Source organism: Enterobacter sp. UNJFSC 003, assembly GCF_036903355.1.
GTDB lineage: Bacteria > Pseudomonadota > Gammaproteobacteria > Enterobacterales > Enterobacteriaceae > Enterobacter.
The window spans coordinates 127,440-154,259 of the sequence record NZ_JBAKHK010000005.1 but is presented as its reverse complement, the minus strand read 5'-3'; the positions used below and the strand labels follow the sequence as shown (position 1 = coordinate 154,259).

Annotated in this window: 27 protein-coding genes and 3 pseudogenes; 12 read left to right on the top strand and 18 right to left on the bottom strand. The window is 51.6% G+C overall.

Going from position 1 to position 26,820, the window contains the following annotated elements:
• Positions 1 to 96 precede the first annotated feature (96 nt).
• Both V5P19_RS14565 and V5P19_RS14560 read left to right on the top strand, forming a co-directional pair.
• Positions 97 to 468: pseudogene (locus V5P19_RS14565) on the top strand (MBL fold metallo-hydrolase); the annotation flags it as partial.
• A 37-nt stretch (positions 469 to 505) separates the two neighbouring features.
• Positions 506 to 1,465 (top strand): annotated as a pseudogene (locus V5P19_RS14560) (GlxA family transcriptional regulator).
• Positions 1,466 to 1,562: 97 nt separating this feature from the next.
• On the opposite strand, the gene V5P19_RS14555 reads toward V5P19_RS14560, so the two are convergent.
• From V5P19_RS14555 to V5P19_RS14540, 4 genes are all read right to left on the bottom strand, one after another.
• A complete protein-coding gene (locus tag V5P19_RS14555) occupies positions 1,563 to 2,672 on the bottom strand; it encodes an AAA family ATPase (RefSeq protein ID WP_334404630.1) in 1,110 nt (369 codons plus the stop codon).
• Positions 2,673 to 2,816: 144 nt separating this feature from the next.
• Positions 2,817 to 3,776 (bottom strand): DUF523 and DUF1722 domain-containing protein, encoded by a 960-nt coding sequence (locus tag V5P19_RS14550; RefSeq protein WP_334404434.1) that lies wholly within the window; start codon positions 3,774 to 3,776, stop codon positions 2,817 to 2,819.
• 102 nt (positions 3,777 to 3,878) lie between these two features.
• The gene (uraH, locus tag V5P19_RS14545; RefSeq protein ID WP_334404432.1) at positions 3,879 to 4,289 is read right to left on the bottom strand and encodes a hydroxyisourate hydrolase; all 411 of its coding nucleotides are present in this window, start codon (positions 4,287 to 4,289) and stop codon (positions 3,879 to 3,881) included.
• A gap of 99 nt (positions 4,290 to 4,388) precedes the next feature.
• Positions 4,389 to 5,114, bottom strand: a complete 726-nt coding sequence (locus V5P19_RS14540; RefSeq protein ID WP_334404430.1) for a MerR family transcriptional regulator — start codon at positions 5,112 to 5,114, stop codon at positions 4,389 to 4,391.
• A 117-nt stretch (positions 5,115 to 5,231) separates the two neighbouring features.
• Between V5P19_RS14540 and V5P19_RS14535 the strand changes: the two genes are divergently transcribed.
• Positions 5,232 to 5,756, top strand: a complete 525-nt coding sequence (locus tag V5P19_RS14535) for a lipocalin family protein (protein ID WP_334404428.1) — start codon at positions 5,232 to 5,234, stop codon at positions 5,754 to 5,756.
• A 3-nt stretch (positions 5,757 to 5,759) separates the two neighbouring features.
• Here V5P19_RS14535 and V5P19_RS14530 read toward each other — a convergent pair whose 3' ends face one another.
• From V5P19_RS14530 to V5P19_RS14505, 6 genes are read right to left on the bottom strand one after another with little or no spacing between them, the layout of a single operon-like run.
• Complete coding sequence (locus V5P19_RS14530) at positions 5,760 to 6,770, bottom strand: fimbrial protein (RefSeq protein WP_334404426.1); 1,011 nt, start codon at positions 6,768 to 6,770, stop codon at positions 5,760 to 5,762.
• Positions 6,770 to 7,288 carry a fimbrial protein gene (locus tag V5P19_RS14525; protein ID WP_334404424.1) on the bottom strand — a complete coding sequence of 173 codons (519 nt, stop codon included), beginning with the start codon at positions 7,286 to 7,288 and terminating at the stop codon, positions 6,770 to 6,772. The genes V5P19_RS14530 and V5P19_RS14525 overlap by 1 nt, the downstream gene beginning before the upstream one ends.
• Entirely contained in the window at positions 7,279 to 9,804 is a 2,526-nt protein-coding gene (locus V5P19_RS14520; RefSeq protein ID WP_334404422.1) for a fimbria/pilus outer membrane usher protein, read from the bottom strand. The genes V5P19_RS14525 and V5P19_RS14520 overlap by 10 nt, the downstream gene beginning before the upstream one ends.
• 20 nt (positions 9,805 to 9,824) lie before the next feature.
• A complete protein-coding gene (locus V5P19_RS14515; RefSeq protein WP_334404420.1) occupies positions 9,825 to 10,505 on the bottom strand; it encodes a fimbria/pilus periplasmic chaperone in 681 nt (226 codons plus the stop codon).
• Between the two features lie 52 nt (positions 10,506 to 10,557).
• Positions 10,558 to 11,142, bottom strand: a complete 585-nt coding sequence (locus V5P19_RS14510; RefSeq protein WP_334404418.1) for a fimbrial protein — start codon at positions 11,140 to 11,142, stop codon at positions 10,558 to 10,560.
• Positions 11,143 to 11,193: 51 nt separating this feature from the next.
• A complete protein-coding gene (locus tag V5P19_RS14505) occupies positions 11,194 to 11,796 on the bottom strand; it encodes a LuxR C-terminal-related transcriptional regulator (RefSeq protein WP_334404416.1) in 603 nt (200 codons plus the stop codon).
• Positions 11,797 to 12,649: 853 nt separating this feature from the next.
• Here V5P19_RS14505 and V5P19_RS14500 point away from each other — a divergent pair.
• The 3 genes from V5P19_RS14500 to V5P19_RS14490 all read left to right on the top strand — a co-directional run bounded on the left by V5P19_RS14500 (position 12,650) and on the right by V5P19_RS14490 (position 15,055).
• On the top strand, positions 12,650 to 13,450 hold the full coding sequence (locus V5P19_RS14500; RefSeq protein WP_334404414.1) for a winged helix-turn-helix domain-containing protein: 801 nt from the start codon (positions 12,650 to 12,652) through the stop codon (positions 13,448 to 13,450).
• 1 nt (position 13,451) lies between these two features.
• Positions 13,452 to 13,931 (top strand): hypothetical protein, encoded by a 480-nt coding sequence (locus tag V5P19_RS14495; protein WP_334404412.1) that lies wholly within the window; start codon positions 13,452 to 13,454, stop codon positions 13,929 to 13,931.
• Between the two features lie 134 nt (positions 13,932 to 14,065).
• Positions 14,066 to 15,055, top strand: coding sequence for a helix-turn-helix domain-containing protein (locus V5P19_RS14490; protein ID WP_334404410.1), 990 nt, complete (start codon positions 14,066 to 14,068; stop codon positions 15,053 to 15,055).
• On the opposite strand, the gene V5P19_RS14485 is transcribed toward V5P19_RS14490, so the two are convergent.
• Complete coding sequence (locus tag V5P19_RS14485) at positions 15,052 to 15,489, bottom strand: hypothetical protein (protein WP_334404408.1); 438 nt, start codon at positions 15,487 to 15,489, stop codon at positions 15,052 to 15,054. The two genes, V5P19_RS14490 and V5P19_RS14485, sit on opposite strands and share 4 nt — an antisense overlap.
• Positions 15,490 to 15,637: 148 nt before the next feature.
• Here V5P19_RS14485 and V5P19_RS14480 point away from each other — a divergent pair, with 148 nt between their 5' ends.
• On the top strand, positions 15,638 to 16,093 hold the full coding sequence (locus tag V5P19_RS14480; protein WP_334404406.1) for a GNAT family N-acetyltransferase: 456 nt from the start codon (positions 15,638 to 15,640) through the stop codon (positions 16,091 to 16,093).
• A 397-nt stretch (positions 16,094 to 16,490) separates the two neighbouring features.
• Here the strand turns inward: V5P19_RS14480 and V5P19_RS14475 are convergent.
• A pseudogene (locus tag V5P19_RS14475) lies at positions 16,491 to 16,583 on the bottom strand (hypothetical protein); the annotation flags it as partial.
• Between the two features lie 122 nt (positions 16,584 to 16,705).
• Here V5P19_RS14475 and V5P19_RS14470 point away from each other — a divergent pair.
• Both V5P19_RS14470 and V5P19_RS14465 read left to right on the top strand, forming a co-directional pair.
• Positions 16,706 to 17,152: a hypothetical protein gene (locus V5P19_RS14470; protein ID WP_334404404.1), complete on the top strand. Its 447-nt coding sequence runs from the start codon at positions 16,706 to 16,708 to the stop codon at positions 17,150 to 17,152.
• A 316-nt stretch (positions 17,153 to 17,468) separates the two neighbouring features.
• Positions 17,469 to 17,867: a hypothetical protein gene (locus tag V5P19_RS14465; protein ID WP_334404402.1), complete on the top strand. Its 399-nt coding sequence runs from the start codon at positions 17,469 to 17,471 to the stop codon at positions 17,865 to 17,867.
• Between the two features lie 543 nt (positions 17,868 to 18,410).
• Here the strand turns inward: V5P19_RS14465 and V5P19_RS14460 are convergent.
• From V5P19_RS14460 to V5P19_RS14435, 6 genes are all read right to left on the bottom strand, one after another.
• The gene (locus tag V5P19_RS14460) at positions 18,411 to 20,042 is read right to left on the bottom strand and encodes a TIR domain-containing anti-phage reverse transcriptase (RefSeq protein ID WP_334404399.1); all 1,632 of its coding nucleotides are present in this window, start codon (positions 20,040 to 20,042) and stop codon (positions 18,411 to 18,413) included.
• A gap of 588 nt (positions 20,043 to 20,630) precedes the next feature.
• On the bottom strand, positions 20,631 to 22,964 hold the full coding sequence (locus tag V5P19_RS14455; protein ID WP_334404397.1) for a primase-helicase zinc-binding domain-containing protein: 2,334 nt from the start codon (positions 22,962 to 22,964) through the stop codon (positions 20,631 to 20,633).
• Between the two features lie 14 nt (positions 22,965 to 22,978).
• Complete coding sequence (locus V5P19_RS14450; RefSeq protein WP_000743146.1) at positions 22,979 to 23,299, bottom strand: DUF5375 domain-containing protein; 321 nt, start codon at positions 23,297 to 23,299, stop codon at positions 22,979 to 22,981.
• The gene (locus tag V5P19_RS14445; protein WP_001216599.1) at positions 23,296 to 23,523 is read right to left on the bottom strand and encodes a hypothetical protein; all 228 of its coding nucleotides are present in this window, start codon (positions 23,521 to 23,523) and stop codon (positions 23,296 to 23,298) included. The genes V5P19_RS14450 and V5P19_RS14445 overlap by 4 nt, the downstream gene beginning before the upstream one ends.
• Positions 23,520 to 24,071, bottom strand: a complete 552-nt coding sequence (locus V5P19_RS14440) for a host cell division inhibitor Icd-like protein (protein WP_334404394.1) — start codon at positions 24,069 to 24,071, stop codon at positions 23,520 to 23,522. The genes V5P19_RS14445 and V5P19_RS14440 overlap by 4 nt, the downstream gene beginning before the upstream one ends.
• Entirely contained in the window at positions 24,068 to 24,334 is a 267-nt protein-coding gene (locus V5P19_RS14435) for an AlpA family transcriptional regulator (protein WP_162882570.1), read from the bottom strand. Before V5P19_RS14435 ends, V5P19_RS14440 begins: the two co-directional genes overlap by 4 nt.
• A 537-nt stretch (positions 24,335 to 24,871) precedes the next feature.
• Between V5P19_RS14435 and V5P19_RS14430 the strand changes: the two genes are divergently transcribed.
• From V5P19_RS14430 to V5P19_RS14420, 3 genes are read left to right on the top strand one after another with little or no spacing between them, the layout of a single operon-like run.
• Positions 24,872 to 25,615: a capsid protein gene (locus tag V5P19_RS14430; RefSeq protein ID WP_334404391.1), complete on the top strand. Its 744-nt coding sequence runs from the start codon at positions 24,872 to 24,874 to the stop codon at positions 25,613 to 25,615.
• Between the two features lie 3 nt (positions 25,616 to 25,618).
• Positions 25,619 to 25,858, top strand: a complete 240-nt coding sequence (locus V5P19_RS14425) for an ogr/Delta-like zinc finger family protein (protein ID WP_000468230.1) — start codon at positions 25,619 to 25,621, stop codon at positions 25,856 to 25,858.
• A 15-nt stretch (positions 25,859 to 25,873) separates the two neighbouring features.
• A complete protein-coding gene (locus tag V5P19_RS14420) occupies positions 25,874 to 26,440 on the top strand; it encodes a phage polarity suppression protein (RefSeq protein ID WP_334404388.1) in 567 nt (188 codons plus the stop codon).
• Positions 26,441 to 26,820: the final 380 nt, after the last annotated feature.

Below are 26,820 nucleotides of genomic sequence, written 5' to 3'. Positions count from 1 at the left end.
ATATTGACCCGATTTCATCGGTCATCGCCCTTTATCCCACATCTTAAAATAGGGTAGCTGGCTATTCTCCTTAACATACTCACAGGAGAATAGCCCATAAACATCACCCAAATCCGCAATGCAACACAGCTGATTACCTATGCCGGAAAGCGCGTTTTGATTGACCCGATGTTGGCCCCGAAAGGTGCATACCCGGGTTTTCCAGGGACGGCGCATGCCGATATCCGCAACCCGATGGTCGAACTTCCCGTGAACGTCAATACGCTCCTTGATGCCGATGCCATCATCGTCACCCATACGCATGACGATCACTGGGATCGCACCGCCGTTGAGCTGATCGCCAAAGACAAGCCGATCTACGTGCAAAACGATAGCGACGCTGCGCTGCTGACCCGCCGCGCGTTGCGCGAATACGCTCAAGCTAACCAGTTTAGTGATGCGCTGAGCATTCCCCAGGACGGCGAAACCGTTATATTCTGAGCGTTAAAAAGGAAAGGAGAGACAGATGCCGCTTATCGATGTCGCGATTGTCGCGGTGGACGGGTTTAGCCCGTTCCACTACTCCGTTCCCTGTATTCTGTTTGGCGATACGGTATCCGGTGAAAAGCGCTTTAACGTGACGATCTGTGCTGAAAAACCGGGGGGCCTCGCTTCCAAAGACGGCTTCGCGCTGAATGCGACGCGGGATTTTTCAGCCCTCGAGTAGGCGGATATTGTCGTGGTGCCTTACTGGCAGCACGTGCTGGAACGCCCGCCTCAGGCGCTGCTCGACAGCTTGGTTCAGGCAAGAGACAACGGCGCGCAAATTGTCGGGCTGTGTCTGGGGGCTTTTGTGCTGGGGTACGCGGGCATTGTCGAGGGTAAACGAGCCGCCACCCACTGGGAGTTTGAGCGCCAGTTTCAGGCGCTTTTTCCGAACGTGCAGCTCGATATCAATGCGCTCTACGTGGATGATGGCAACATTATTACCTCCGCGGGTACTGCCGACGCGCTGGACTGCTGCCTGTATATCATCCGACAACGCTTCGGCAGCGTGGTCGCCAATCAGATTGCCCGTCGTATGATCGTCCCGCCACACCGCGAAGGCGGGCAGGCGCAGTTTATTGCGCAGCCAGTATCAAAAGATACCCGCGATGCGCGAATTAACTGCCTGATCGACTATCTCCAGAAACACATCAGCGAACCGCATAATCTTGACTCGCTGGCGGAAGTGGTTTCGATGAGCCGCCGCACGCTGACCCGCCATTTTATTAAGGCAACGGGCATGAGCGTAGCCGACTGGCTCACCGCCGAGCGCCTGCGGCGTAGCCAGATCTTACTGGAAGTCGGTACGATGCCGGTTGAAAACGTGGCCGAGCTGGTGGGGTTTAACTCTGCAGTCACATGGCGTCAGCAGTTTAAGGCGCGCTTCGGGGTCAGTCCGGCGGAATGGCGCAAGACGTTCCGCATTCAGCCGTCTTCATAATTCTGACGCAATGGAATAAAAAGGTGTAGGCGTCATCTTTTGGCCGGCGCTACCGGAAGACGTCCATTAGCTCTGGCCAGATGTATTAGAGATTAAATCAAACGAGACTTTTGCAGAAACACCCCAGCCGCTCCATCTTCGTTTCCCCTTCCACCATCGACAGTTGATACAGCGAAAACGATCGGTGTTTCTCAATCAGCCTCGCCAGTTCCGGCGAGTGGCTGGTGAGCCAAATCTGCGAGTAACGGCTCGCCTCGGCAATGAGGCTTGCTAGCGCGGGCAGCATCTGCGGATGCAGGCTGTTTTCGGGTTCGTTAAGGGCGATAAACGCGGGCGGGCGCGGGCTTAACAGCGCCACCGTCAGGCACAGAAAGCGCAGCGTGCCGTCGGAGAACTCGGCTGGCTCCAGAGGCCTGCTTAATCCCTCGCGCTGCATCATCATTCGGAAACGTCCGCCGGTGTTGTCGCTGTAGAACACGCAGCCGGGGAAGGCCTGGTCAAGGATGCGCATCAGGAGCAGTTCGTCACCGATTTCGACAATCGTCTGGAACGCTGCCGCCAGGTTTGCGCCGTCGCTTGCCAATACCGGGGAGCGGAAACCCACCTGGGGGGCACGCATTGCCGAGCCGGACGAGACGGAAAACTCGTGGTAAAAGCGCCAGTTACGCAGGGATTCGCGCATCTGCGACACTTCCGGGTACAGATGCGGTTCACCGAGCTGTCCGAACACCGATTCGTTTTCGTACAACGTGCCGCTGTGGGTCACCTTTTCGTGATGCACGTTGTTCAGGAATACCGCCTGATTCTTACGTTTCATCAACTGTGACGATGGCCGACGGTGCTGGCCGCTCAGCCAGATGGATTCTTCTTTGATCACCGGATCGAGCTGAAACTGCGAGGGATAGGGCAGCTTCTCGACAAACCCCACCTGCAATTCATAGTCGTAGGTCTCCGTTTCCACCGCCAGATTCATGCGCCGGAGCTGGTCGCTGCGGGTTTTGCCCGCCCAAAACACCTTCAAAATTCCGCCTTCATTCGCCAGCGCCTGGGAAAATTGCCCCTGCGCGGCGCTGTGCATCAGGTATATCGCCTTATAAATATTCGATTTCCCGGTACCGTTCGGGCCGAAGACAATGTTGAGCTGTTCCAGATCCAGCGACATGTCGCGAATCGAGCGGTAGTTTTGAATGTGCAGGGTTTTGATCATCAGTGTGTCCATTTTATGCAATCCAGCCTGTATAAAGTTACAGTGTTTTAGGCTAAGTGCAAAAAAAAGACGACAGTGAGGTGTCGTCTAAACGGGGTACTGCCTTGGGCCTCTGTGGGTCAATGGGCCTTCGCATTTTTATCGTCAGTTCACGGCCAGACGCAGGCCCAAATCATCCGGATAGGGGTCGAAGTAGTTTTGCGTCATCAGATACCGGTCAGGGTATTCGGCCATATAGTGTTTGAGTAAGGTCAGTGGCGCGAGGATGGGCAGTAGCCCGTCGCGATAATGCAGGATCACATCACGCAGCTCAACGCGTTGGCGGCTGTTCAACTGGTTACGGAAATAGCCTTGAATATGCATCAGCACGTTGGTGTGATTTTTCCGCGAGGCGGGTTGCTTCAGGATCGCCATCAGTTTTTCGCGATATGCCATGAAGAAGGCGTCCAGATCGTCCCATTCGTGCAGCGATGCCACGAATGGCCCAATCTCACGGTAGCCCGCCTGATGGTGCGCCAGCAGCTGGAGTTTGTAACGGCTGTGGAAATCCAGCAGCGTGCGACGCGTCAGGCCGTTGGCGCGCAGCGTGTTCAGTTCATGCAGGGCAAAGACGCGCTCGATGAAGTTTTCCCGCAGCACCGGGTCGTGCAGGCGGCCATCTTCCTCAACGGGTAGCCACGGCCAGGTTTCAAGGAGGGCGGCGGTGAACAGCCCGACGCCCTCCTTGCGGCCCCGGTTACCGTTTTCATCATAAAGGCGCACGCGTTCCATGCCGCAGCTTGGCGATTTCGCGCAGACGATAAACCCCGCAAGATCGCCAATTTTAGGCAGATAATCTGCTGTGAAGTCGGCCATTTTCTGGGTTATGTCATCGTGAGGCGGCTTGCTGAAGCGCAGCTGTATCTCACCGCTCGTCGTCTGCGTAAGCCGTATTGCCGGGCGAGGCGTGGGCAGACCGATCGCCATTTCAGGACAGACAGGCCTGACGTTCACCCACTGGGCCAGTTCATCCATGACAAAGCCCATACGCTTATGTCCGCCGTCGAAGCGAACGGCGGATCCGGTCAAACATCCGCTAATACCCAGTACAGGTTTCGTTGTCATGGTGTGTGCCTCCAGTTCATATACATAAAACTTACACAACATGACTAATTTGTCCAAGTATTGGCGAGACTATTTTTTATTATTGTTTAAAATCAATGTATTTTAGCTGCCTTTGTAAGTCGAGTAACCGTACTGACTAAGCAGCAGCGGGATATGCAGCTTTTCGTTGGTGCGGGTGACGGTAAACAGTACCGGGACTTCCGGGAAGAAAGAGTCCAGCTTCTTGGTGTGGAAGTAATCCGCGGTTTTGAAGGTCACTTTATAGACGCCAGGCTGCATATCCTGATCGTCGGGATAGAGCGATTTGATGCGTCCGTCACGATCGGTTTTACCGCTGGCAAGCGGAACCCATTTATCCTGCTGCTGTTTTTCCAGGGTAACGGTAACGTCTGAAGGCGGCATGCCGGTTTGCTGGTCAAGCACGTGAACGCTGAGCGTGCCGGCAGGGGCGCTAAATGCTGCAGGGGCAAAGGCCATCGAGGCCAGGATCAGTAGCGGGGCAGTTTTTTTCATTGTGTTTTCCTGTGGAGTTATCAATCACAGGAAAACGTTAGCATCTGCGGCGCGGAAAAATATTCAACTTTTCGTGAAGATTGCCACAGGAGAAAATAATCAGAGGATAATAACCTCAAGCGAAACCTGCTGTTGCCACTGCGCCACCTGCTTTTTCCGCGCGGCATTTAATTTACCGCTGGTGACCAGTAGCCATTTGCGATCCGGAAAAATTTCCGGTGCCAGCGTGGCGGGAGGCGTGGGCAGGATATCAATACGATGACCCTGGCCGGTACGCGTTAAGGCTTCGAGCCAGATTTCACCGGGGTCGTTCAGGTACCAGCCGCTGAGCAGGATGTTATCTCCCGGCGCTTTTTTATCGCCCTCGAGGCAAAACGAGGTGTAGGCGGTGATGATGCCGTCGAGAATTTCACGCAGGGTCATGGCGGCGGGCACGTTTGCCGACATTTGACTACGCAGCGGACGCAGCACATTCGCGACCAGCTCGGGCCGCGGATATTCGCGACCCGCGTCGTAAATCATCTGGCGCAGGGACTCAATTTTGCCGTCCTGCAACCGCTGCAGCATGGTCTGCTGCAAGGTTTGCCAGTTGTTCGTCCGGCGCGGCGCGGGGCGCTCCAGCAGCGGTTTTACCTGACCGATGGGAACGCCTTTTTTTACCCAGTCGAGGATTTTAAGCGCTTGCTGAACGTCCTCTTCACTGTACTGGCGATGGCCGCCCTCCGTGCGCTGCGGCTTGAGTAAACCATAGCGTCGCTGCCACGCGCGCAGCGTGGTGGCGGTGATCCCGCTGAGTCTGGCGAATTCGCCGATGGAGTAAGCCATGTCCGTGTCCACAGAGGAGGAATAATCTCAATATACTACGAATTTTTACCGACGGGATGAAGCGCTACCGCGCTGCACTACACTTAACGTCTCACCGCACAAATGAAAGGAATTCTCATGAAGCTATGGCCCGTAGTAACCGGTGTCGCCATTGCCCTGACGCTGGTTGCCTGTAAATCCCCCACGCCGCCGAAAGGCGTGCAGCCTATTACCCACTTTGATGCCAGTCGTTATCTCGGCAAATGGTATGAAGTCGCCCGTCTGGAAAACCGCTTCGAACGCGGGATGGAGCAGGTGACGGCCACCTATGGCGAGCGTAGCGATGGCGGCATTAGCGTGCTTAACCGGGGGTTCGACCCGGTGAAGAACAAATGGAATGAGAGCGAAGGTAAAGCCTACTTCACCGGTGAGCCAACGACCGCCGCGCTAAAGGTGTCTTTCTTCGGCCCGTTCTACGGCGGCTATAACGTGATCAAGCTGGACGATAAGTACCAGTACGCGTTGGTCAGCGGTCCGAACCGCGACTACCTGTGGATCCTGTCGCGCACGCCAACCATTCCGGACGCGGTGAAGCAGGACTACCTGAACACCGCGCGTAGCTTGGGCTTCAACGTTGATCGGTTGGTGTGGGTTAAACACTAAGCCTTACTGATACGAAAACGTAATACTTGCCAGTGCGTTAGCCGAGCCGGGGACCAGTTCTCCGGTTCGGATGTATTGCGCCTGGAACGGTAACGACAGCGTTTGTGCCGCAGTCGTGCTCTGGATAAAGAACTGATTGGTGGTGCCTGTCGCCGAGCTGTCCGGCCCGAGCATCAGCGGCCCGGTGCCGTTGAAGAAAAATTGCACCCCCACGCCGGAAGCGGTTGAATCCCCGGTTAACGTTGCAACTGACGTGGTATTTGTCGGCGTCGTCTGATCGGTCATTACCGCCTGAACGGTGACGTTCGCATCGCAGGTCAGGCCAACGGTAAAGGTGCCCGATGGCGAGGTACTGCCCACCGTGGGCAGCGTGCGGACGTCAATCGTTCCCAGCGCAACGCTGGCGGTTTTGCTCCCTACCGTACACCCGCTGGCGGCGACCGTGATGGTCGTCGGGTTGATGATCACCCTCGCCGTTTTTGTCTCATTGTTGTAGGCGGTCAGCACCGCGGCGTTAATGGTCGGGATTTGATACACGCCAGACTTCAGCGCCGTGCCGGTTTTGATAAATGTCACTTTCGCCGACCAGCCTAAATCAGAGGCATAACCATTGGTACCCTCTGCGGGATAGCTTTGCGTAATGCCGCTTTGCAGCGGCATCCAGGCGGAGCCGTTAAAATCTTTTAATCCGATGATATACCCCACCCCCGGAACGCCGGTTTCAAAAATGGTGTAATTCACGCCATCCACGGTGACCGTCATGCCGCTTGAAATAGCGCTACTGCTCGGCTCCAGCGTGCCTTTGGAACAGGTAAACACCCAGCCGCACCAGAATACCTGCTGTACGCTGACGGACGCGCTCCAGGTCGAGCCGATGATATTGCCCGGCACAACGGAATCGGCCGGGCCGCTGTAGGTCATCGGCTGGGGGGAAAGCGTAATATCCGATTTCCAGTCCAGGGCCTGTACACTGCCACAGAGCAGTAATCCGCAGATAAAAAAGAATAAACGCATTATAGGTACTCCGTAGTCCAGGTGGCGACGGCAGAAACGTCTCCGGTGCTCAGGGGCGCGCCCGTGGCGGCCAGCCGCGCATAGAAGGTCATTTGTACGCTGTCATCGCCCGCCGTGCCGTAGGCGGTGGTTTGGGTCTCCAGCGGAATCAGCACGCCGTCTTTATCCAGGATTTGCACTGCCACACCGGTTGCGCCCCCCTCGGCAATTTTCAACAGCTGCGGGTTGGCATCATCCGGCGTACCGCTGAAGCGAATTTTTACGCCCGTAAAGGTTGGGCCGCACTCTTCAAGCGTGAGGGTGAAGGGCGTTTTGATATGGCTGACCGCGCCTGCGCTATTGAATTGTTTGATACCAATGGTACCCAGCGGCACGTTTTGTTCTTCGGAGCTCGCCGCCACGATGCAGGTATTGCCAATCACGTTGCCGGTCACGGAGATAAGCACATCGTAACCGCGCACGGGCACGGTCATTGTCATCAGCAGGGCCATGACGATAATATGGAGCGTTACTGACATATCACCTCCTGTGAGTAAAGGCCGGTGCGGGCGTTATAGTCTCGCTTGTTTAGCGCATAGTGAATGGCGCAGCGCTGGTTGCTGCCGCTTCCCCACACGGCATTCAGCGTGCCCTGCGCGGATAATCCGGACAGATACAGGCTGCCACCATCACCCACGATGCCGCTGGTTTTGTCATCCTTCAGGGAGACCAGCGTGCCGAAGGGGAGCACGTCGCGACCGTGGCGTACGGTGAACATCGCTTTTGCCCCCTGGCGCGTCGTAAGGGTGGCGCGAACCATTGCGCCATCGGTTGGCGTTTTGTTGACGATGGCATTTTCAAGTTCCACGTCGTTGCCGACGGTCGTGACATCCAGTGCAACCTGATTCACGCGGTACGGCGTGGCGTAGGGGATCACCGCATAGCCACGGCTGTCCGTTTTAATGCCCTTTCGGTTAAGCACGGCGACGTTGCCTGCCCCCGGCGCTTTCACCAGAATGTTGGTATTCCCAAGCGGCTGGCTCAGCGTCAGACCATCTTCATGCAGCACGGCGCCACCGCTCATGCCGTAGCTGAGGTTGCGCGAGTCGCTGGCATAGCTGTAGCCCAGGTTGTAGTCCCCCCACGCGCCTTCGTACTGCAATGCGGCATCGCCGCCGTAGTGCTGCTGCGCGCTATAGCGCTGGCCGATGCTGTAAAACAGATTTTCCTGCCCCGGCAGATAACCGCTCACGCCTGTACTGGCGGTGGTGCCGGTTGAGTCCGCATGGGTCGTGGTAAAGCGGGCGCGGGTCGACAGCGTGGGGTTGCCTAACGGCACAGAAAGCGACATCGCCAGAATGTTATCTTTTTTGTTGTCGTACAGGCTCGAGCTTCGCTGGACGCTGACGCCAAGCGACAGGTTACGAAACGTGGCGTTCCACGCGAACTGCAGGCTTTGCGTGGTTTTTGATGTGTTCCAGTAGGTCTGCTGATCCCACGACAATGACAGCGATCCGTAGTGCCCCATCGGCTGCGACAGCAGCAGCTGATTTTTTGCTTTCCGCGACATATGCAGGTTGTACACGGTGTCGTAATGGGTCGTGATGGTGCCATCGTCTTCCACGGTCTGCTTAGGCGTTCCGCCCGTCATGCCTTTGTATGTTGTATCGCTGAGGGTATAAAACCCTTTTGTTGAGTAGCGCAGCGAGAAGAAATTGACCCGCGTGCCAATATCATTCAGCAATTTGCTGTAGCGCAGGCGCACCGAATCGCCGCTGTAGTGCCGATCGTCAGCCAGCTGGCTTCGGGCATGGGTCAGGTCGAGAGAGTACGCGCCAAAGCGGCCGAGGTTCTGTCCGAACCCGAAAGCCAGGCCGTTATAGCGATCGGAAAACTGTGCCCCGCCGTAGAACGTGAGGCCGTATCTCCAGCCGTAAAACAGTTCGCCCTGAGCGAAAGAGGGGGCATCCTGATTGCCCGTTGGCCGATATTTCCCGGCGCCGAAGGCATATTTCATCTGACCATTGCGCACAAGATTGGGCACGCTGGCAAACGGGAGCGTGTACTGCGTTTTACTGCCGTCGTTCTCCTGAATGGTGACCGCAAGATCGCCACCCGATGAGGTCGGGTAGAGATCCTTCAGCACAAATGCGCCCGGCGGGACAGAGGTTTGATAGATGATGTTGCCGTTCTGTCGAACCGTTACGGTGGCGTTGCTCCGCGCGATACCGCGCACTTCGGGCGCGTAGCCGCTGAGGCTGGCGGGCAGCATATTGTCGTCAGTTTTCAGGGCAATACCGCGCAAGCCAACGGAATCAAACACCTGCGCCGAGGTGTAGGTTTCACCGGCATAGGCCTGAGCGCGCAGGGCGGGAACATCCCGCTGCAGCCAGGTTTGCACGTGGGTGAGTTGGTTACTGTCTTTCGTCCACGTGGTGAAATCACGCAGCCGCCACGCGCCCAGATTGATGCCGCTGTTGAGGCTCACAAACAGCTGACGTTCCTGGGTGCGTGTTTCGCCCTGGTACGTATTATTCGAACCATTAACCACATAATTTAGCCAGGCGGCAGGGATCCCCGATTCCCAACTTTCCGGGCTGACGTACCCGCGCGGCACATTGCGCATCGCACTTTGCGGTAAGGTAAAGCTCAGCGTGAGCGTCTTCTGATCAAACTCAACGTGCGCATCCGCAAATGCCTGCGTGACGAAGATACAGCGCTGAGCGAGCGGCAGCGCGCCGCCCTTTGCCCGATCGCTATCGATACCCAGCGCGGCGAATTGTTCAGGCGTGAGGCAGGGCAGCGCTTCACCCGTCGTGTTTTCAGCGACGCGGAATGTCACATTTCCTGTGAACGCGTAGTTCGTATTGATATACACGTTGAGGTTGTAGTCACCCGGCGGCAACGCGCTCCCAGCGTTGACCCAAGCGAGATCGGCGCTGTTTGCGCTCTCGCCGCTGAGAAACGCGGGATTAAATTGCAGATCGCTTTCAGCCGCGACGGCTTGCCGAATCACCAGGGCGATCGCCGTGGCGCACAGGATTTTTATTTTCACGTGGTCACGCCTTATCGTTTTTATCGTTGGGATAACGGCACGCGCGTGGCGGGCGTCCATGCCCCATAATCGTTAATGGTCTGATAGCTCATGCTGCTGGCACGGCTGAAGGTTTCTGCCAGCGTCACGCTGCTTTTTGGGGGAACCATGACCGGCTGCACCGGCTTACCCTCAATTTTCACGTTGATGGTGGTGAGGTAGTACGGCGTGGGGTTGGTGAGCGTGACTTTTCCGGCGCGGTACGCACCGACCAGACTTTTCCATGCCTCTCCTGCACCTTCCCCGAGTCCTTCCGGGCGATAAAAGACCTTGATACGGTTAGCCGATGCAAACTGCAGTGAATTCCCGGAACCGTTTTTAACCTGCTGCGGGATCGCTTTCACCGTCATCCAGTAGAGCGTTTCCCGATCCTGTGGCAGGGCTTTACCGTTAAACATGATCTTCAAAACGCTTTCGCTGGCTGGCTTCAAGACGTACAGCGGCGGCGTGATAACGAAGTCGTTGGTGCGGTCCCCTTTCTCGGTCTCCATCCAGGATTGGATCAGAAAGGTGGCATCGGGATGGGTGTTTCTCACCTGCATCATGGATTGGGTCGTCGCGCTGGAGTAGACCATTCGCGTAGCGCCCAACCCCACGCCACCTGCATACACGGCGGATGAACATAAAGAACCCGCCAGACAAATCCATGTGTTTACGCGCATGTGCATCTCCTGAAAGCGAAGCCTGGCCCGGCCAGGAGACCGGGCCAGATAATTACGAATAGGTAACGGTGTAGGTTGCGACAGCGCTGGCATCACCCGCGGTGGCGTTGCCCTCCGGAGAGTAATATTTCGCGCTGAAGTTCAGGGTGTTAGCGCCTTTACGCAGCGGGATCGCGGCCGCAGGTTCACCCAGTTTCACTACGTTGCCCTGTTCGTCGTACAGACGAATAGCAACGTGCTGCGCGGAGTTCGCTCCGCCGTTCGCCCCAACGGCCAGGCTGTTGACGTCTGCGTTATCTGGCGTGCCGGTGAAGGTCACCGCAACGGTAGTCGCGGCAATTGGGTCTTGTTCAGTTGAGGCGGAGGTATCGGCGATTTCGCAATCTTCCAGGGTGATGGAGAACGCTTTCGCGGTGTTGGCCTCGCTGCCTGCGGCAGCCAGCGTAGCAGTACGAACTTCACCCATATCCACGTCAATGTTGGCGCTACCGGCACCGATCGCACAGGCGGAGGTCACCACCTTGCCGCTAAAATTAACCGTGCCGCCGCTGGTGCTTGCGGCCAGTGCAGAGCCCGCTGGCAGCAGGGCTGCAATACCTAACGCCAGCAGAGTGTTGTGATTTACGCGTGCTTTCATTTTCTTATTTCCTGTTTTTTTATTACGAGATTTGCTCTGAAAGCGGCAGGTCTAACTGGTTAAAAAGACCAGCAAATCTGTCTTATTTCTGAGCCCGAGTTTTCTTATCGCGGAGCTTTTTAATGCGCTCACTCGGCGATAAGAAAGCTTTTCTAGTTCTGCTATGTAACGTATATCCAGTCCGTTCCTGAGTTCTTTTAATACCCTCCATTCTCCCGGCGTTAGCGATAACGCTGCTGGCCGCTTTTGAGGTCGATAACGGCTATCGACCATTTTCAATAACTTTGTTCGCCACTGATAAATCGGATCCTGTAAGGAGATATAGGCATCAATATCTCCCCTGACCCACAGCAGTGAATTGGCTGACGTTGAGTACATGCAAATAATCACATTGGGATAGTCAGCTTTAATTTTTTTTATATTTTTAAGACAGCCATAACCCATTGAGTGCTTCTCAGCGCCTGATAACATTAAAATATCGATATGGGTCGACGACAGGGCTTTATCCAGATTCTGATAATTTGCTACTGAAGTAATTATCTGAGAGTCAAGTTTCATACTTCTCAATAATGTTTCAATACCATGTCTTGCATAATGGTTGTCGCCCATAACTGCAATATTAATATGTTGTGTTGTCTCGGGTTTGTTCGCCATGTTATTCCCTCGATTTATGATAGTAATCAGGCAGGTTTTTACTTTGGCAGGGCCTGTATTCTCGAAGCAATTATGCATTGCATGGTTAGGCTTACTATACGCTGGCCGATAAAGAGGTAATCTGAATTAATCTTAATTTGTATTAATTGCTGAGTTTGTGTCAGGCTACAACGCTTTCCTCTTATTGACCTTCTTTCGCCTCGCTTTGTGTAAATAATCATACCTACACTTTTTAATGAAAATCTGGCTTTGATAAATGTTTTGTAAGGGGAGTGTCTGTTGGTGTCAGTGGTAGGATGAGTTACTGACGCTAGATAACAATTTCCGAGTGTTATCATCATTTTAAACTGAATGATTTGTGTATAAATAGTAGCAGATTTTCGCTGGGAATACCGATATTGCTGGGGTTAAGAAAAGTTAAGAGTAAAGTGTTCTGAATAATTGAGACATCGGTGTCCACTGTGTTCAATTCCCTCTTTTGTCTATTTTTGTCAATGTCAAGAGTAGCCGGAATCCGCTCGAATGATGCTCTCCATTAATGGGATTTTGAGCTTGTTAAGGTTATGCTGAGGGATGAAAAAGAACTTCACAAAAGATGAGGGAACGGATTTTTTGCTTAAGTTAACACGCTTGACTCCGCATTCTGTCCGGGTTTTCATTCTTATGTTGTTTCAGTGAAGCTGAAGTGAAGTGATATAAAATAAGAATTTTCGCCAATTGCTGAGATATACAGCATACTTTTTATCGGTCACATTAATCCTGGCGAAAATGTCATCACGTTCATACACCCCCATGCGATGACGTATCGGCGTTGGGTTGATTAGGTGTTAACCGGAGAATTCATACTGACCCTATGCACAAGCATTACATCATTAATAATCTCGTCGAATTTCACCCTGCTGCCAGCACGTTACGCGATATCAACAACCCTGATCGTGTCGTTGTGTTAAATGCCCCAGCAGGCCGTTGCCTGTTGCTATTAATCGAAAGAGCGGGATCGATTGTCACGCAACAAGAATTTCTTGATATTGTCTGGCAAAGCCGCGGCATGCTTGTCTCTTCGAATACCTATTACCAAAACATCTCAATCTTGCGTAAGGGGCTTAAAAAGATAGGTTTTGAGGCGGACCCTATCGTCACCATTCCCCGCATAGGGTTGACGCTGGCAAGCGATATACGAATAAGCCTCAGAGGGCCGTCTCCGGATATAACGGATACAGCGTTTGACCGGCGCGATGACGCGCGGGCGAGTGAGCAACCGGTATTACAGCCTGAAGGTGTAGTCACTGCAGTTTCATCTGGAGAAGGGAATCGTCACCATTGGCTGGTGGGTATACTCGCTGTTCTGCTCTTGCTGGCCGGCGTGGGCGTGATTGGGCACACCAACGCGCGGGAAAACCGTTTTGTTGATGACTACCGTTTTGCGGCGTCAATCGGAGCCTGCCGGGTCTATCTTGCTAATGATATTCAGACCCAGAATGAACGCGCTTCGGCGTTGGCGTATGCCGATCGGTTTAAAGCCGGCTGCACGCAACACCCTTGGGTGTATATCAGCTGGTACGCCTTGCTGCCGCGCGCATCCGTTATTCGCTGTGACAGGCCGATGAAAGAACCAAACCACTGTATCTCTGATTATTTCCTTGAGGATCGCTAGCATGACGCGTCATCGGCAGTGGCTACACCTTTTCGCGACTTGTCTGGTCACCGGTAGCGTGCTGACGGGCTATTACCTGTGGCACCGATACTATGTCCAGCCGTTTTCATGCCAGGCAAACCTTGTGCAACACCATCCGGATGAAACCCTGACGGTCTGGCTGAATTATAATTTCGATGGCAAGAGCGGTACCCTGAGCATGAATGCCCGAGCGCAAAGCGATCCGAATAAAATCATAGACCGGAAAATATCCTTCCGGGTTGAGCGGAAGGATAAGGTTTTTTTGCTGACGTCTGAAAAAAATATGAAGTTCCCGGATGATAATGTGTCAGACAGTTGGCTGGCAAAATATGAACCGCAATTCTTTGTCTATCCAGATAAAGACATTTATATGCGGATCAATGAACAACAGAATGGTAACTATATCTTTACCTTAGGAACATTACCGACATATGTGTGTCGTAGTTCAAAAAAAGAATAATATAATCGAAAAAACGTTATACAGATTTCAAAATTCATTTATGCTTGATTTAGGGTTTAAGGATTACCTTAAGAATATAAAATGCAATGCTCAGTGTTGCGATAATGTAATTATTATTTAAATTTGGCAAGAAAATGAAAACTGTATTTACACCCTCCGGCGGCGGGATAACTGCGCCGGATAAGCGACTGCATATTGGGTTGCTATTATGGCCTCACTATTCGCTTCTGGCCGTTTCCGGATTAATGGAAGCATTGCGGTATGCGGCCAAAGCGCAACAGGCGATATCATTCAACATTACGCTGGTCAGCGAATTTCCCGATCTTCCCATTACCAGCAGTGCGGGCGTGACCATCAGACCCGACTCGTCACATGCGCCGCCCGATGCCTTCAACTATATCGCGGTAATCGGTGGCGATTTACAGTCTCTGGACCGTGGATACCAGGGCGACAGAGAGTATCTTGCTCACGCCCACCACGCCCGAATTCCGCTGATTGGCATTGGCACCGGCAGTTTTATACTGGCACAAGAGGGATTATTGAACGAGCGACGAGCCTCTATTCACCCTTACCATCTGGATACCTTTCGACAGACCTTCCCGCAGGTCTATGCTGAGGAAGGCTATGATTTTATTGATGAGGGTGACGTGCTGACCTGCCCCGGCGGTATTTCAACCCTTACGCTGGCGACCGAGCTAATACGCGCGCATGCAGGCAGCGACACTGCCAGCACCACCTGCCAGCGGCTGTCCCTTGTCCCCCATGAGATTGCCACCCCCCGCCCGGCCAACATTGCGCTTATTCCCGACTCGCGTTTACGCCGTGTCGTGATGCTCATAGAACAGTTTCTAACCCGTCCCCTGACCACCGCCGGGCTGGCCAGCGAAGTGGCGTTAAGCGAGCGCCAGCTTAATCGCTTGTTTCGGGCCGAGTTCGGCAAAACCACCCGCGAGTTTATCCGTAGCGCCAGGCTGCGCTATGCCTGCTGGTTATTAAAAAACTCACAGCAGAGCGTCACGGATATCGCCATGCGGATGGGCTTCAGCGATTGTGCGCACTTTATCCGCCATTTTCAGTCGGAGTACGGTTGTACTCCCGGCGTCTGGCGCACCTCACACAGTTAAGTGCACATGTAGTTAAAAGGTCCTGGTGGGCAAGGACGCATCACCGCATTGATGGTGTCGGTGCTGAAGGTATACATGCCGCCGAAGAACGGATCGACAATGAGCCAGCCGGGCACACCGAGGAAGATGATATTCCCCAATGTATACCAGTGGCTGAGGCGGCTTTCCAGCGGCACGATCAACGAGTAATACCCTTCCTGTTTTAGCGTGAGCGTGTATTCGCGCTTGCCAAAGTAGCTGCCGTCGGATTTTTTTAGCGTAACGGACTGCGGCGTCATGCCTGTCGTAACGATCGCGCCGCTCCGATCGCTGATGATGAAGAAAGCGTTCGTTGGGCTGCTTTGCAGGGTGAGGGTTTCCTCTTCGCTGCCAACAATGCTGGCGCAGCCGGTCAGGAAAAAGGGTAAAAGCAGCAGTAAGGTAATTTTTTTCATCTATGTCGCTCCGGTGTATTACCCACCAAAGCGACACTGCACGGGAGAATATTAAGCGTGCTGATTCGTGCTTTTTTCTTAAGGGGTCGGTGAAAGCCTGCCGCGATTGATTCTTGATTTAACCAGAGCGCTATATCATGATCTCACTATGAACATTGAAACCGCTGTACCCTCACAATTCGAACGTCTCGTCGCGATCTGGGAGTCTTCCGTTCGCGCCACTCATCACTTTTTACAGGAAAGCGATATTGCGGCACTGCGCCCATTATTGCTCAATGCTTATTTACCCAATCTCAAGGTCGTGATTGCCCGTGATGAAACGGGAATGATTCACGGTTTTTTAGGCGTCGATGACAACCGCATCGAAATGCTTTTTGTTGATGATGTGAGTCGCGGCAAAGGTGTGGGCAAGTTATTGCTCACGTACGCTGTTGACCATTTTTGTGCGAATGAAGTAGATGTGAACGAGCAAAACCCTCAGGGTGTGGCATTTTATCGCCATATGGGGTTTGTACAGGTGGGGCGTTCTGAAGTGGACGGGCAGGGTAATCCGTTTCCGCTTCTGCATATGAAGTTGGATAAGGATGCCTGGACTCGCGCTTAGCCTTTCTTATTTATTTAATCTCAATATATTTAGCTGATATACAAATAACGTCTATTGCCGATCTGATGTGCCTTAGCGCGTCGGATTTGCATGTCTCTACGTGGCATGTATATAAGTAAAATTTGTGTATAAAAAAATCATACAAAACACGATACATATTTTTCGTGCATTTAGGAAAATATCCTTGGGCTGATAAGGCCGTTGAAACGAGTTAAGTTAATGTAATCAATGCTTTTAAAGGATTGGCTCTGACGTGGTGAGAAGGAATTTTGGCGGAGATCACAGGAGTCGTACTTGATATTTAAATTATTGATTCAATATTGATATTTTGTAAGGGATGAATGATTTTGCTTGTGGGGTTCGGGGGCATCCTAAGCTACTTTTTGGGCTCTGTTTTTCACTGTAGCAAATTGGCGATATCCTTCTCACCTACGGCTTCTTTTATGCGCCGCTGTTGTTCAGCAAACTGACTATATTCCGCCTGCACTTTTCGGTATACAGCGTGATTTTCATCCTTGGGCGGACGGCTCGGCAGCTCATCCGTTTAATTATTTTCTTACAGCGAGAAGCCACTATCACTATGAAATTCTTTTCTTATGGAAAGACCATCTTTTGCTATCTGGCAGGGTTTTAGTCGTTGGTTGTGAAGATAGCGACGGTTTTGCTTTACAGGGCTACGTCGAAGGCGAGTTAGTCTACGTAGCGGCGGAAAGCACGGCCAAAATTTCACAAATTATGGTTAAACCGCTGCAGAGCGTTGCGGCAGGACAAATACTGGTGGTGTTGGATGACGAGACGGAGAAAAACCAACTGGCTATTACGAATAATACCCTTGCCGGAGACGTCGCCACGCTGACGATCTCGGCAAGGGCGAACGAGATCGCGATCTGGATATTCTGCAGGCGCAAATTTCTCAGGTCCAGCGTAGTATTTTTTCAGCGCTACCGGCTGCCGGACATTATTTTAATTCCGCATCGAAATTTGAATTTAGTTATCGCGGTAATGCCTAGGGTACCTCTGAAAAGCCATATTAAAAAATCGGCCGTCAATAAGTATTAACACCGTTATAGAGGTAGTTTGAATTTCTTAAAATTATAGTCTTTTCGCATTCAACGCGGTGTCTTCCCCATCTTTTACATGGAGGGAATGATTACTTCCTTCCTCCTGAAATAATACTTCCCCTCGTTCTGAAAAATTCGCCGCAGCCAATAAATTGCTGAGGAAATACCCTGCCCTGATCAAATGATATATACTTTTGCTCAAAAATACCGTCCCTAACTATTGATCATAGTTTTAGTAGATGAGACATTTTCTGACCTAAAACATTCCGCGCGATGCGCACCATTTGGGAAAGATGCATTTTGAAAGGAACAGCATGCAAAAATTATCATTTATTACAGGATTAAGCCTTTTATTACTAGTAGGTTGCGCGCAGAAAGCAGAGGAACGCATGGTGCCGCCGGCACCTGTCGTAACACAGTCGCAGGCCGCTGCTCCCGTACCTGATTCCGATCGGTCACACGCCGGCCAGACAAAGCGTATGCAAGAGTGCCGCAACGAGCTTGAGGCCATGCAGATTTACAGCAAAGCTTCCTACAATAAATATAACGGCGAGGTACAAAAACTCACCGTCACGATCAATAAGTACCGCAAGGTGCAGGAATCTATCGGCTCGGATATTAATGATATCGTGATGCCGCAGACTGAATTCCAGATGCGAGAGCTGTGCTTCCGGATTAAAAGCCACCTGATGCTGCTGATGCTCCAACACTAATCTGCTTCTTCCCATCGCAGAGAGATCAGTTGCTGACCCTAAATAAAAAGGAGGCAGCAGCCTCCTTTTTATTTAGAAATTCACCGAAACGCAGTGCGGCGCGCCATATACCACGTGCTACGACAGCAGGCCTCATATTTCTTGTCGAACAGGTTATTAACATTCACCTGCACGGTTAAGTTTTTTGGTTACCTAATAGCGAGTAAACAGCCTCATGCTGGTGCGTAGCTTATCCGGGTTCTAGGCTTGCCTGTATCAATTTGTCTGACTGTTAGTTTCATGGGGTGCTTTTCAAAATGGAGCTATTAATTCTGCCCCCAGAATACACTTGATTCTGGTAGAGACAGTTAACCTCAGGAGAACATAATCAGCAGTAATTCCGGGTATTATAAGGACTTTACTTGAGACGTGGGGTTCAGTAGAGACGAATTGGCGGAAGATCACAGGAGTCTTATTTGGATTGTAAGTCATTGATTTTGATTAAATATAAATAAAAATATCAATGACTTTATACACACTACTATACACATTAGACAGTAGTTGTCACTTGTTCAAAAGTGCACGAACCTTATCCGCAATCTCTGCCGGATTATCTTTATAGGTAATATAAAGCTTATCACTTAAGAGAGGCAAAGATGCAGCAACTATTGCTTCATCTGCTTCTTTTACAAGAGTAAGTAATTTTACTTCACCTTCAGCGATTTCTCTTGCAAGCACAGAATGCAATTCTTTCTTAGGCCAATGCTTATCTACAGAATTAGCCGAAAGAATAGCAATTACATATTTAGACTTTACAAGAGCTGAGTTAATTTTCTGGATTAATGAATCGCCCCAATTTATTTCGACATGATCTATGAATGTTGATATTTTTAATTTGGTTAATTCTTCGTAAATTGGAATTGCGATGGATGTTTTATCTTCGCTTGCATGACAAATAAATACATCATAAGTTTCAGTTTCTTTCATTGCTCTAAGTCCTTCTTTTGTTTTTAAAGGATCATGATGACTCATTTCAGCCATTAATTTAAGATATAATGGAAAGTCATCACCACGGATCATTTTTATAAAACTCAATCGGCCATAAATATGATTGCGAAAAATTGATATAGCATGCTCATTATTTTCTGCTTTAAAGCCTTTTTTATTAACAAATAATAATGCTGATGTTAACTTGTCTTCTCTCCATTTATGAACTAATGAACGAGTAACTCTAAGATATTTACGCTCGACATTTGCTTTTTCATTTACCACTAATCCAGTAACTTTTTGACGTTCATTTCTTTTCTGAACTCTGAATTTACTTGTATTTATGCTAAAGCCACTTTTCTCGATCACAGAGATAACAGCCTCACCCAATTCAAAATTATTTTCATTATCTAACGTTATGATTTCTCTGACTTGTTGTTGATTAAATGAAAAAGTAATATCATCTGCATATCTTGTGTATGTGATGTTTTTTCTACGTGCCAGTTGAGTTAGGTGTTTATCGAGCGATGCTGATGCTAAATTTGCCAGGATAGGGGAAGTGCAGGCTCCTTGAGGTAATTTCCCATCTTTAGTACATAATTGAGCTAATATACTCGCCGCAGGATGTGAGAAATTAAATGGCTTACTTTTAAATATTCCATACACTCTCGCGAAAGTGACTGAACCAAAATAATTTTCTAAATCTACATTAACAACATATTTTTTCTTTGTATGTTTATCTGCATTTGTTAATATACTTTTATCCTTAATGAATCCATGCGCTGGTTTTTTGGGACGATAAAAGTACTCAATAATCGGCTTTAATTTCTCCTGCAGAATTGATAAACCCCCTTGAGGTGCGTTTATTATTCTACTTTTTCCATTTTTCTTTTTTATTTCAAAAGTTCTATAGTTATCTTTTTTATTATATAAAATAAATAATAATTGTCCGACCGGAACTTCTAAAAGATTGGCTACATCGTTAGCTGACGTAATTACAATGCTTTTGTTTTCAATTTTTTTGCATATTACATCAATGTCAATCTTTGAAGTAATGGGATGATTTTTGAGTTCTTTATTATCCCATTTCAAATTTTTTCCAGCTTGATAGGGCTGAGGCTCTAACTTAGGTAACTCCGGGATTGTCTCATTTTCTTCTTTATTTGCTGAACTGAGACTAAGCATCAGTAGCTTGTCATGTAAAGACACTCTCTACCTCGTCACTGTATTTATGGACTAAATTTACGGCTCCGCCCAATCACTTTATGCAAACTTTAGCCAATTAACAGTTACGTCAAGTAACTAACCGCTGATTGGTAGCGTGATGTACTAACATAAGATACTTCGAGGCGAAACAACCTCACAGATTTAAGGCAGAGCCGTATAGAAAAAATAACATAGTATGGTGGACGTATAAAGTATTTATCTCCTTCTTTGGAGAGAGTGCGTAACGAAATTTGACTGGAATATATTTTTTGCATTTAACTTTGCAGACTATTCATTTCGATAGTTTTCCATTTTATATCATTAAGTTAAGTGGTAATGAATTGACGCAGAGTTAACAGTCGATTCTTCATTATTGATGATTTTCTGCTCGCTATGGAGACGATCAGTCAGGCTGTAGTGAGAGTAAAAATTTTTTTCAGGTTTTACTGTTCACACTGTTCACCTCTGATTTTTTATCAGTAGTTTCATAGTGATACAGGGTGAATATACGGTGAAGGGTGAACAGTGGATTGTTCACCTTGTGGCAATGGCCAGAAAGGAAAAGACCGGCTGTTGCCGGTCTGAGTGAGGTTATGTTGCTGCGGGTTCGTCGCACTTCGGCAGCCAGTCGCCGTAGCTTTCCTCTTTCAGCGACAGGTTGGTTTGTATCCCCTGCTTGGTGTGCCGCTTCTCATAATTCAGGCCGTACTCTTTCAGCATCATGGGTAGCCCCAGCCCGAACATTTTCAGGCTGAGCACGTTCCTGTACCCGTTAGCCTCCATATAGGCCAGATACGCATGATAGAGGTATTTACGGTAATTACGCGGGACAATGCTGGCATTACCCATAAACATCCCGTTGGTCTGCGGCAGCATTTCCAGATAGCCGCAAAAATCAAACGTCGGGTCAGCATCGCGCTTGATGCTGAGTGCCTCGTCGGAGTTCTGCTGCGACTGGAGCAGTGCGCGGGCGGTCATCGGGTCGCTGAATTTCTGCATAAGCTGGCGCACGATGACGGCCAGCTCGCGCGCAATTTTATCCCTGAGCTGCGGGTCGCGTTCCTCCGGGGCAATCTGCTCCGGGAAATGAATAATCACCCGGCGACGGGAGACGCCGCCGCTGCGGTCGGTGAAGCGCATCGGGTTGTTGTTCACGGCCAGAATCACCGCCGGAATATGTGTTGAGTACGGATTCTGGTATTTCGGGTCAACCGAGACCGCATCGCCGCCGGTGATGGCCTTAAGCCCTGCGCCGTCACCGCTCCATTTTTCCTGGTCTGGCAGACGTATCAGCGAGAAGCCAATCAGGGAGGCACGCTTGCGCGGGTCTTCCAGTGTGTCGATATCGGCTGACGTGGCGTTATCTTCCCCGGCGAGCAGGGTCGCGATTTCGGCCAGAATACTTTTGCCGCTCCCGCCGGGACCGGTGACTTCGAGAAAGAGCTGCCAGTCATAACGGTTCGCCAGCACCATAAACAGCGCAGCCAGTATCACGTCGCGTTTTTGTGGGTTTTTACCGGCCGCACGGTCGAGCCAGCGCCAGAAGTTCGGCGCGTGAGTCTCCAGCGTTTCCCCGTCCACCGGCGGGGTAAAATCCACGTCGCACAGCGTGCGCAGCCAGTGCGATTTACTGTGCGGGCTGAACAGGCCGCTCTGGGTATCGAGTACCCCGTTGCGAAAGCCAATCAGACGACGCGCCGGTGTATCCTGCTGCGGAATAATCAGTTTCAGGGTCTCCACCACCGAAGCAATTTTCCCCGACGAGAACGGGGCGCGCAGACGCTGGAATAAGTCAGCCACATTCCGTGAAAAAGTGGCGGCAGGGATATTTTTCCAGATGCCGTTTTCATAGCGGGACAGGAGCTGGCCGTTCGCATCCACCGCCAGCGCTTCGCCGTAATGCTCATGCACCCGCAAGGCCTTGTCGCTGGCGCTCATGGCGGTAAATTCTGCCTCGCTCATGGTATCAAACGGACTTTGCGCCGGTGGGCGGATGGCGTCATAAATGGCTTTGCGTGTGGCTTCCTCGCCGTACTGTATAAACGCATCATTCCAGTCACCGAACACCGGCGGCAGGGCAATAACGCCTTCACTGGCATCTGCGGCCGCTGTGGCCTTGCTCTGGCCGTCGCCGTTAAGGTCACGGTCGGCGGCGAGGACAATCTGACAGGCCGGGTGTTTCTGACGGGCAAGGCTAGCCAGAGAAAGGAGGTTCACGGAGGACAGCGCCACCATGACGGTTTCCCCGGTCAGGTGATGCACGGTGAGTGCGGTCGCATAACCCTCTGCAATCCACAGGCGTTTTCCGGCCTGTTTTTTCCCTTCGATGACATGACATGCCCCTTTAACCTGACCGCCCTTCAGGGTGCGTTTGAGACCGTCAGCATTAATAAGCTGAAGGTTAACCAGTGCGCCGGTATCCTCATACAGCGGGACAACCACATCCCCGGCGCGGAACGTCACGCCGCCGGTTTTATGCATGACGGTGAGCGTCAGACATTCCAGAACGGGGAAACCCTTGCGGGTGAGATAGGCGTTGCCGGTGGCCGGTCGGGTTTTCTCCATGAGCCTGACGGCCAGCGTGGCCGCCGCTTTGCGGTCGGCTTCCGTTTCAGCCTCTGCGACCGCAATCACTTCCGGGGCAACCGGCGGCAGGTTGCCGGTCACGGCATTCACCTTCCCGGCGGCCTCTGACGGGGTCACGCCAAACACTTTTTCTACCAGCTTAAGCCCGTCACCCGCGCCGCACTGATTGCAGAACCACGTCCCGCGCCCCTCTTTATCGTCAAAGCGAAAGCGGTCGGAGCCGCCGCATACCGGGCAGGACTGATGGCGGTTTTTAATCACCTTCACACCCAGCGCAGGGAGAATGCGCGGCCAGTGGCCGCACGCCTGTTTTACGGTTTCTGTTACGTTCATTTTCATCGTTATTTTCTCCCTCAGTGCAGTACCGGCGACGTGATATGACGGGCGCAAAGCTCATCCATCACGGCCAGCCCGAGAAAGGACAGCGACGGCGCGGCTTTGAGTGGTCCGGCTTCCATTAAATCTTCGAGCAGTGCACAGGCAATCTGGCGGCCTTTTTCCTCGCCGTGCTGGCGCAGGTAGAAGCCCTCCAGCTCGGCGGCAATGGCGCTTTCCAGCGCGTCGAGGGTGAGGTGCGGGTAGCGGTGCTGGCGTTCGCACAGGGTCAGCCATGCACAGGCCACGGCGCGACGATACAGCGCGGCGCGTAATACGGGTGGTAATGGCTTTTTCATACGTTACCCTCCCCGGTCAGCCACTGCTGATTGCAGCGTTCGACCACGCCGTCGAGCTGGGCGGTCATGAGGTAAATCACGGAGGTGAGCTGTAACTGCTGCGCCGGGTCACGACGAACCGTGGCGCAGTCCTGCACCTGCATCAGGTCGCCGACGAGCTGGCCGACATTGCGCATATGCTCCAGACATTCGAGGTCACGGGCAGTAATGGTGGTGTGTCTCATGCGCGCACCTCCGCAACCGGCAGGCGGCCAGCGAACGAGAGGACGTAATCGCGAACGAGGGAACGACGTGCAGCGTGTTCATTACCGGCAACGGTGCGGAGCATACAGATACGGGGTTTACGGTCTGCGCGACGAACAGCGGCAAATACAAAGACAAACTGCGAGTGTGACGTGGTGAGGGTCGTAGCCATAGTGGCAACCTCCAATGTTTGCATGTGACTGCTACCACTGGAAACGCCAATTTCACTGGTGGTAGCCCAGACGGGGTTGGCGTAACCGGCAACATTGGAAACCGGCGCTTCGTGAGAAGCCCCCGCCTGAGCCACCATTACACGAAGGATCCATAGACAGATAAATCTCTGGATCAAAAATGGATGCGCTGAGGCATAGACACAAAAAAAGACGCAAGGCGCGTCCGGTGTCGCCAATGTTGTAAACGGGACGCCAATCCCGGCTGCCGATTTTGCGGCAGCGGGAAAACTATACCTGGAAACGGCGAAAAGAAGCAAGCCAGAAAAAGGGGCTGTTTGCTGAACGGTCATCATCATGCGTCATAGCCCCGGTTACGTTCGGCAATGCGATCCGCCATCCATGCAGTGATTTCAGACTGCGCCCACGCCACATTTTTTCCGCCGAGGGAGATTTGTTTCGGGAAGGCTTCCCGGCTGATGAGGTCGTAAATGGTCGAGCGGGACAGGCCGCACAGATGCATCACTTCGGGCAGACGGATAAAGCGCTCGTGAACGGTATCAGAAACCGGCATCTGCGGCGCGGCAGGGGCAGAAGACGGGGAAGAAAAAGCAGTGTGCATCGGGCTACCTCACAAAGTCCATACAGTGCCGGTCGTGTCCGTCCGGCTTCGGGTAGCTCCTTATTATGTCTATATTTTTCTTCAGGTCATGTGAGATTTTCGGGGAAACAAACATTGACTTTTCGCTCTGGCAAACAAAGGCAAACGCTGGCAAACATATGCAAATCACTGCATTACAATGCAGCAATTTCTATTTCTTTTAGTTATATATTTTTCATTTTTAATCGAAATAAAGTCTAAATGCTATAGCCAGAGCAAAACAGGAGGGTGAACAGTGGTGAACAGACGGTGAACAGTCAGACCCTCAACTGTTCACCCTTTAACTTACTGTATTAATTATCTTTTTATTTAAGGTGAACAGTGGTGAATAGTTATAAGTAAAAAAACAAACGGTGAGTAAGGTTTTCCTGCGACCTTTCTCTGGCCAGCCTGATTTTAAGGTCTGTTTGTGCCAGCACTCTGACAACGGCAATGAATCGTGTTGTTGTGCAGGAGGCGTCAGAATCATTTCAGGTTGAACACACGGAGAGCCTGAACATGAAACCCGAACTCATTATCAAAGCCATGCAGACCGTTATCAGTAAACAGGATGAAGGCGCGGAACAACGCATTGCCGGTGCGCTGGTCGCACTTAACGAAGCAAAAGATGCACACACGGCCAGCATGGGTAAACTCAGCGACATTGAGGCTTCCATTCAGCGTTGTGAGCAGGAACGACAGACCGCCCTCAGTGAAAGTGCACAGGCCGAACAGGACTGGCGCAGCCGCTTTCGAACTCTGCGTGGCAACCTCACTCCTGAACTGAAAGCTGAACACAGTAAACGTATCGCCAGCCGCGAACTGGCTGATGAGTTCACCGGTCTGATTACCGAGCTGGAGAAAGACAAAAGCCTCGCCATGCTTGGTGCATGCTCCTCCGGTACGGCTTATATCAGCGCCCATGAAAAAGCGTTCACTACCTACGCCAACAGCGAGTGGAAGAAGGCGTTAGCCGGTATCAGCCCCGCACTGTTACGTGCCTTTCTGTTGCGTATTCGGTCGCTGGAAATGAGCGGAGAAACCTCGCCGCGTGCGACCGTGACCCGTGAGTTGGGTGATGCCCTGAATATGCAGTCAGCCCTGTATCATTTTGATATGGAGCAGGAGCCGGTCCTGTCCGTAACGGGCATGAATCGCCCGGTCATAACCGGGGTTGATATGGCGCTGTTAAGAAGCCCGGCCAGAAGGATGAAGCTTGCCGCTGAACTGGCCGCAAAAGACCACGAACAGGCAGAGGGCTGAATTATGTTTCACTGTCCGTTCTGCAAAAAGACCGCGCACGTCCGTACCAGCCGTTATCTGTCGGAAAACGTCAAACAGCGTTATCACCAGTGTACCAATATCGAATGTTCGGCCACTTTCCGCACCATCGAGTCGGTTGACGGTGTGATACGTGCCGCACCGGAGAAACCCGACCCCGCCCCGGTGACGCCACCGCCGCCGCGTAAAGTACAGGGCTGCTACAGCTCGCCGTTCCGGCATTAATCAGGAGAGAGACACGTGACCATTGTGACATTGCAGCAGGCCTTTGAGGCCTGTCAGACGAACAAAAACACCTGGCTGAAACGTAAAGCCGAACTGGCCGACCTTGAACTTGAATACCGTGAACAGCTCCTTGCCGGTGACGAACAAATCCCGCGCAGAATGCAGGATTTGCGCGACAATATCGACGTGAAAAAATGGGAGATTAATCAGGCCGCCGGTCGCTATATCCGCTCACATGAGGAGGTGCAGCACATCAGCATCTGCAACCGGCTCCATGACTTTATGCAGCAGCACGGCGCGGAGCTGGCCGCCACGCTGGCACCTGAGCTGATGGGGTATAACGAACAGCTTCCCGCAGTAAAACAGAGCGCCATGCAGCACTCGGTTGATTATCTGCGTGAAGCCCTGTCGGTGTGGCTGGCCGCAGGTGAACAAATTAATTATTCCGCGCAGGACAGCAATATTTTAACGGCCATCGGATTCAGGCCTGATGCGGCCTCGCGGGATGATAATCGCCAGAAATTCACCCCGGCACAGAACCTGATTTACACCCGTCGACGTGCAGAACTGGTCGCACGGTAGCGCGCGAAAAAATCCCCGAAAATTCCGCTATTTTTCCTGAAAAAAGCCATGCATCCATAAGGTGCATGGTTTTGCATGCAAATCCCCGTATTTTTTATCCCCCACCACGCCAATACCGGCGCGGCCCGAGCCGGTTCATGCTCCTGCATTAAAAGCGACCTCTTAAGCGGGCAGGCGTGGCGGGGAGAGCATTGCGCGCTTCAGATGTTAATCGTTTTTAGCAGTTTAATGTCACTGAGTTATTGGAGATGAGTTATAAACCGCATCTCTATGACGATGTGATTTCTGATGACGTGACTAAAGCGTAATATGCTGTAATGACCCTCTAATGGTCGGAGGTTTAGAGCATTACCTAATGGGGGCTTGGGGTTGTTCTGAAC

What these genes read in the sequence shown, in the direction of transcription:
- V5P19_RS14510 (WP_334404418.1), bottom strand. Translation starts at nt 11,142, where the DNA reads ATGAAAGCACGCGTAAATCACAACACTCTGCTGGCGTTAGGTATTGCA.
- V5P19_RS14425 (WP_000468230.1), top strand. Translation starts at nt 25,619, where the DNA reads ATGTTTCACTGTCCGTTCTGCAAAAAGACCGCGCACGTCCGTACCAGC.
- V5P19_RS14505 (WP_334404416.1), bottom strand. Translation starts at nt 11,796, where the DNA reads ATGGCGAACAAACCCGAGACAACACAACATATTAATATTGCAGTTATG.
- V5P19_RS14450 (WP_000743146.1), bottom strand. Translation starts at nt 23,299, where the DNA reads ATGAAAAAGCCATTACCACCCGTATTACGCGCCGCGCTGTATCGTCGC.
- V5P19_RS14530 (WP_334404426.1), bottom strand. Translation starts at nt 6,770, where the DNA reads ATGCGTTTATTCTTTTTTATCTGCGGATTACTGCTCTGTGGCAGTGTA.
- V5P19_RS14435 (WP_162882570.1), bottom strand. Translation starts at nt 24,334, where the DNA reads ATGCACACTGCTTTTTCTTCCCCGTCTTCTGCCCCTGCCGCGCCGCAG.
- V5P19_RS14440 (WP_334404394.1), bottom strand. Translation starts at nt 24,071, where the DNA reads ATGATGATGACCGTTCAGCAAACAGCCCCTTTTTCTGGCTTGCTTCTT.
- V5P19_RS14515 (WP_334404420.1), bottom strand. Translation starts at nt 10,505, where the DNA reads ATGCGCGTAAACACATGGATTTGTCTGGCGGGTTCTTTATGTTCATCC.
- V5P19_RS14550 (WP_334404434.1), bottom strand. Translation starts at nt 3,776, where the DNA reads ATGACAACGAAACCTGTACTGGGTATTAGCGGATGTTTGACCGGATCC.
- V5P19_RS14555 (WP_334404630.1), bottom strand. Translation starts at nt 2,672, where the DNA reads ATGATCAAAACCCTGCACATTCAAAACTACCGCTCGATTCGCGACATG.
- V5P19_RS14430 (WP_334404391.1), top strand. Translation starts at nt 24,872, where the DNA reads ATGAAACCCGAACTCATTATCAAAGCCATGCAGACCGTTATCAGTAAA.
- V5P19_RS14485 (WP_334404408.1), bottom strand. Translation starts at nt 15,489, where the DNA reads ATGAAAAAAATTACCTTACTGCTGCTTTTACCCTTTTTCCTGACCGGC.
- V5P19_RS14495 (WP_334404412.1), top strand. Translation starts at nt 13,452, where the DNA reads ATGACGCGTCATCGGCAGTGGCTACACCTTTTCGCGACTTGTCTGGTC.
- uraH (WP_334404432.1), bottom strand. Translation starts at nt 4,289, where the DNA reads ATGAAAAAAACTGCCCCGCTACTGATCCTGGCCTCGATGGCCTTTGCC.
- V5P19_RS14480 (WP_334404406.1), top strand. Translation starts at nt 15,638, where the DNA reads ATGAACATTGAAACCGCTGTACCCTCACAATTCGAACGTCTCGTCGCG.
- V5P19_RS14540 (WP_334404430.1), bottom strand. Translation starts at nt 5,114, where the DNA reads ATGGCTTACTCCATCGGCGAATTCGCCAGACTCAGCGGGATCACCGCC.
- V5P19_RS14535 (WP_334404428.1), top strand. Translation starts at nt 5,232, where the DNA reads ATGAAGCTATGGCCCGTAGTAACCGGTGTCGCCATTGCCCTGACGCTG.
- V5P19_RS14445 (WP_001216599.1), bottom strand. Translation starts at nt 23,523, where the DNA reads ATGAGACACACCACCATTACTGCCCGTGACCTCGAATGTCTGGAGCAT.
- V5P19_RS14455 (WP_334404397.1), bottom strand. Translation starts at nt 22,964, where the DNA reads ATGAAAATGAACGTAACAGAAACCGTAAAACAGGCGTGCGGCCACTGG.
- V5P19_RS14490 (WP_334404410.1), top strand. Translation starts at nt 14,066, where the DNA reads ATGAAAACTGTATTTACACCCTCCGGCGGCGGGATAACTGCGCCGGAT.
- V5P19_RS14465 (WP_334404402.1), top strand. Translation starts at nt 17,469, where the DNA reads ATGCAAAAATTATCATTTATTACAGGATTAAGCCTTTTATTACTAGTA.
- V5P19_RS14500 (WP_334404414.1), top strand. Translation starts at nt 12,650, where the DNA reads ATGCACAAGCATTACATCATTAATAATCTCGTCGAATTTCACCCTGCT.
- V5P19_RS14525 (WP_334404424.1), bottom strand. Translation starts at nt 7,288, where the DNA reads ATGTCAGTAACGCTCCATATTATCGTCATGGCCCTGCTGATGACAATG.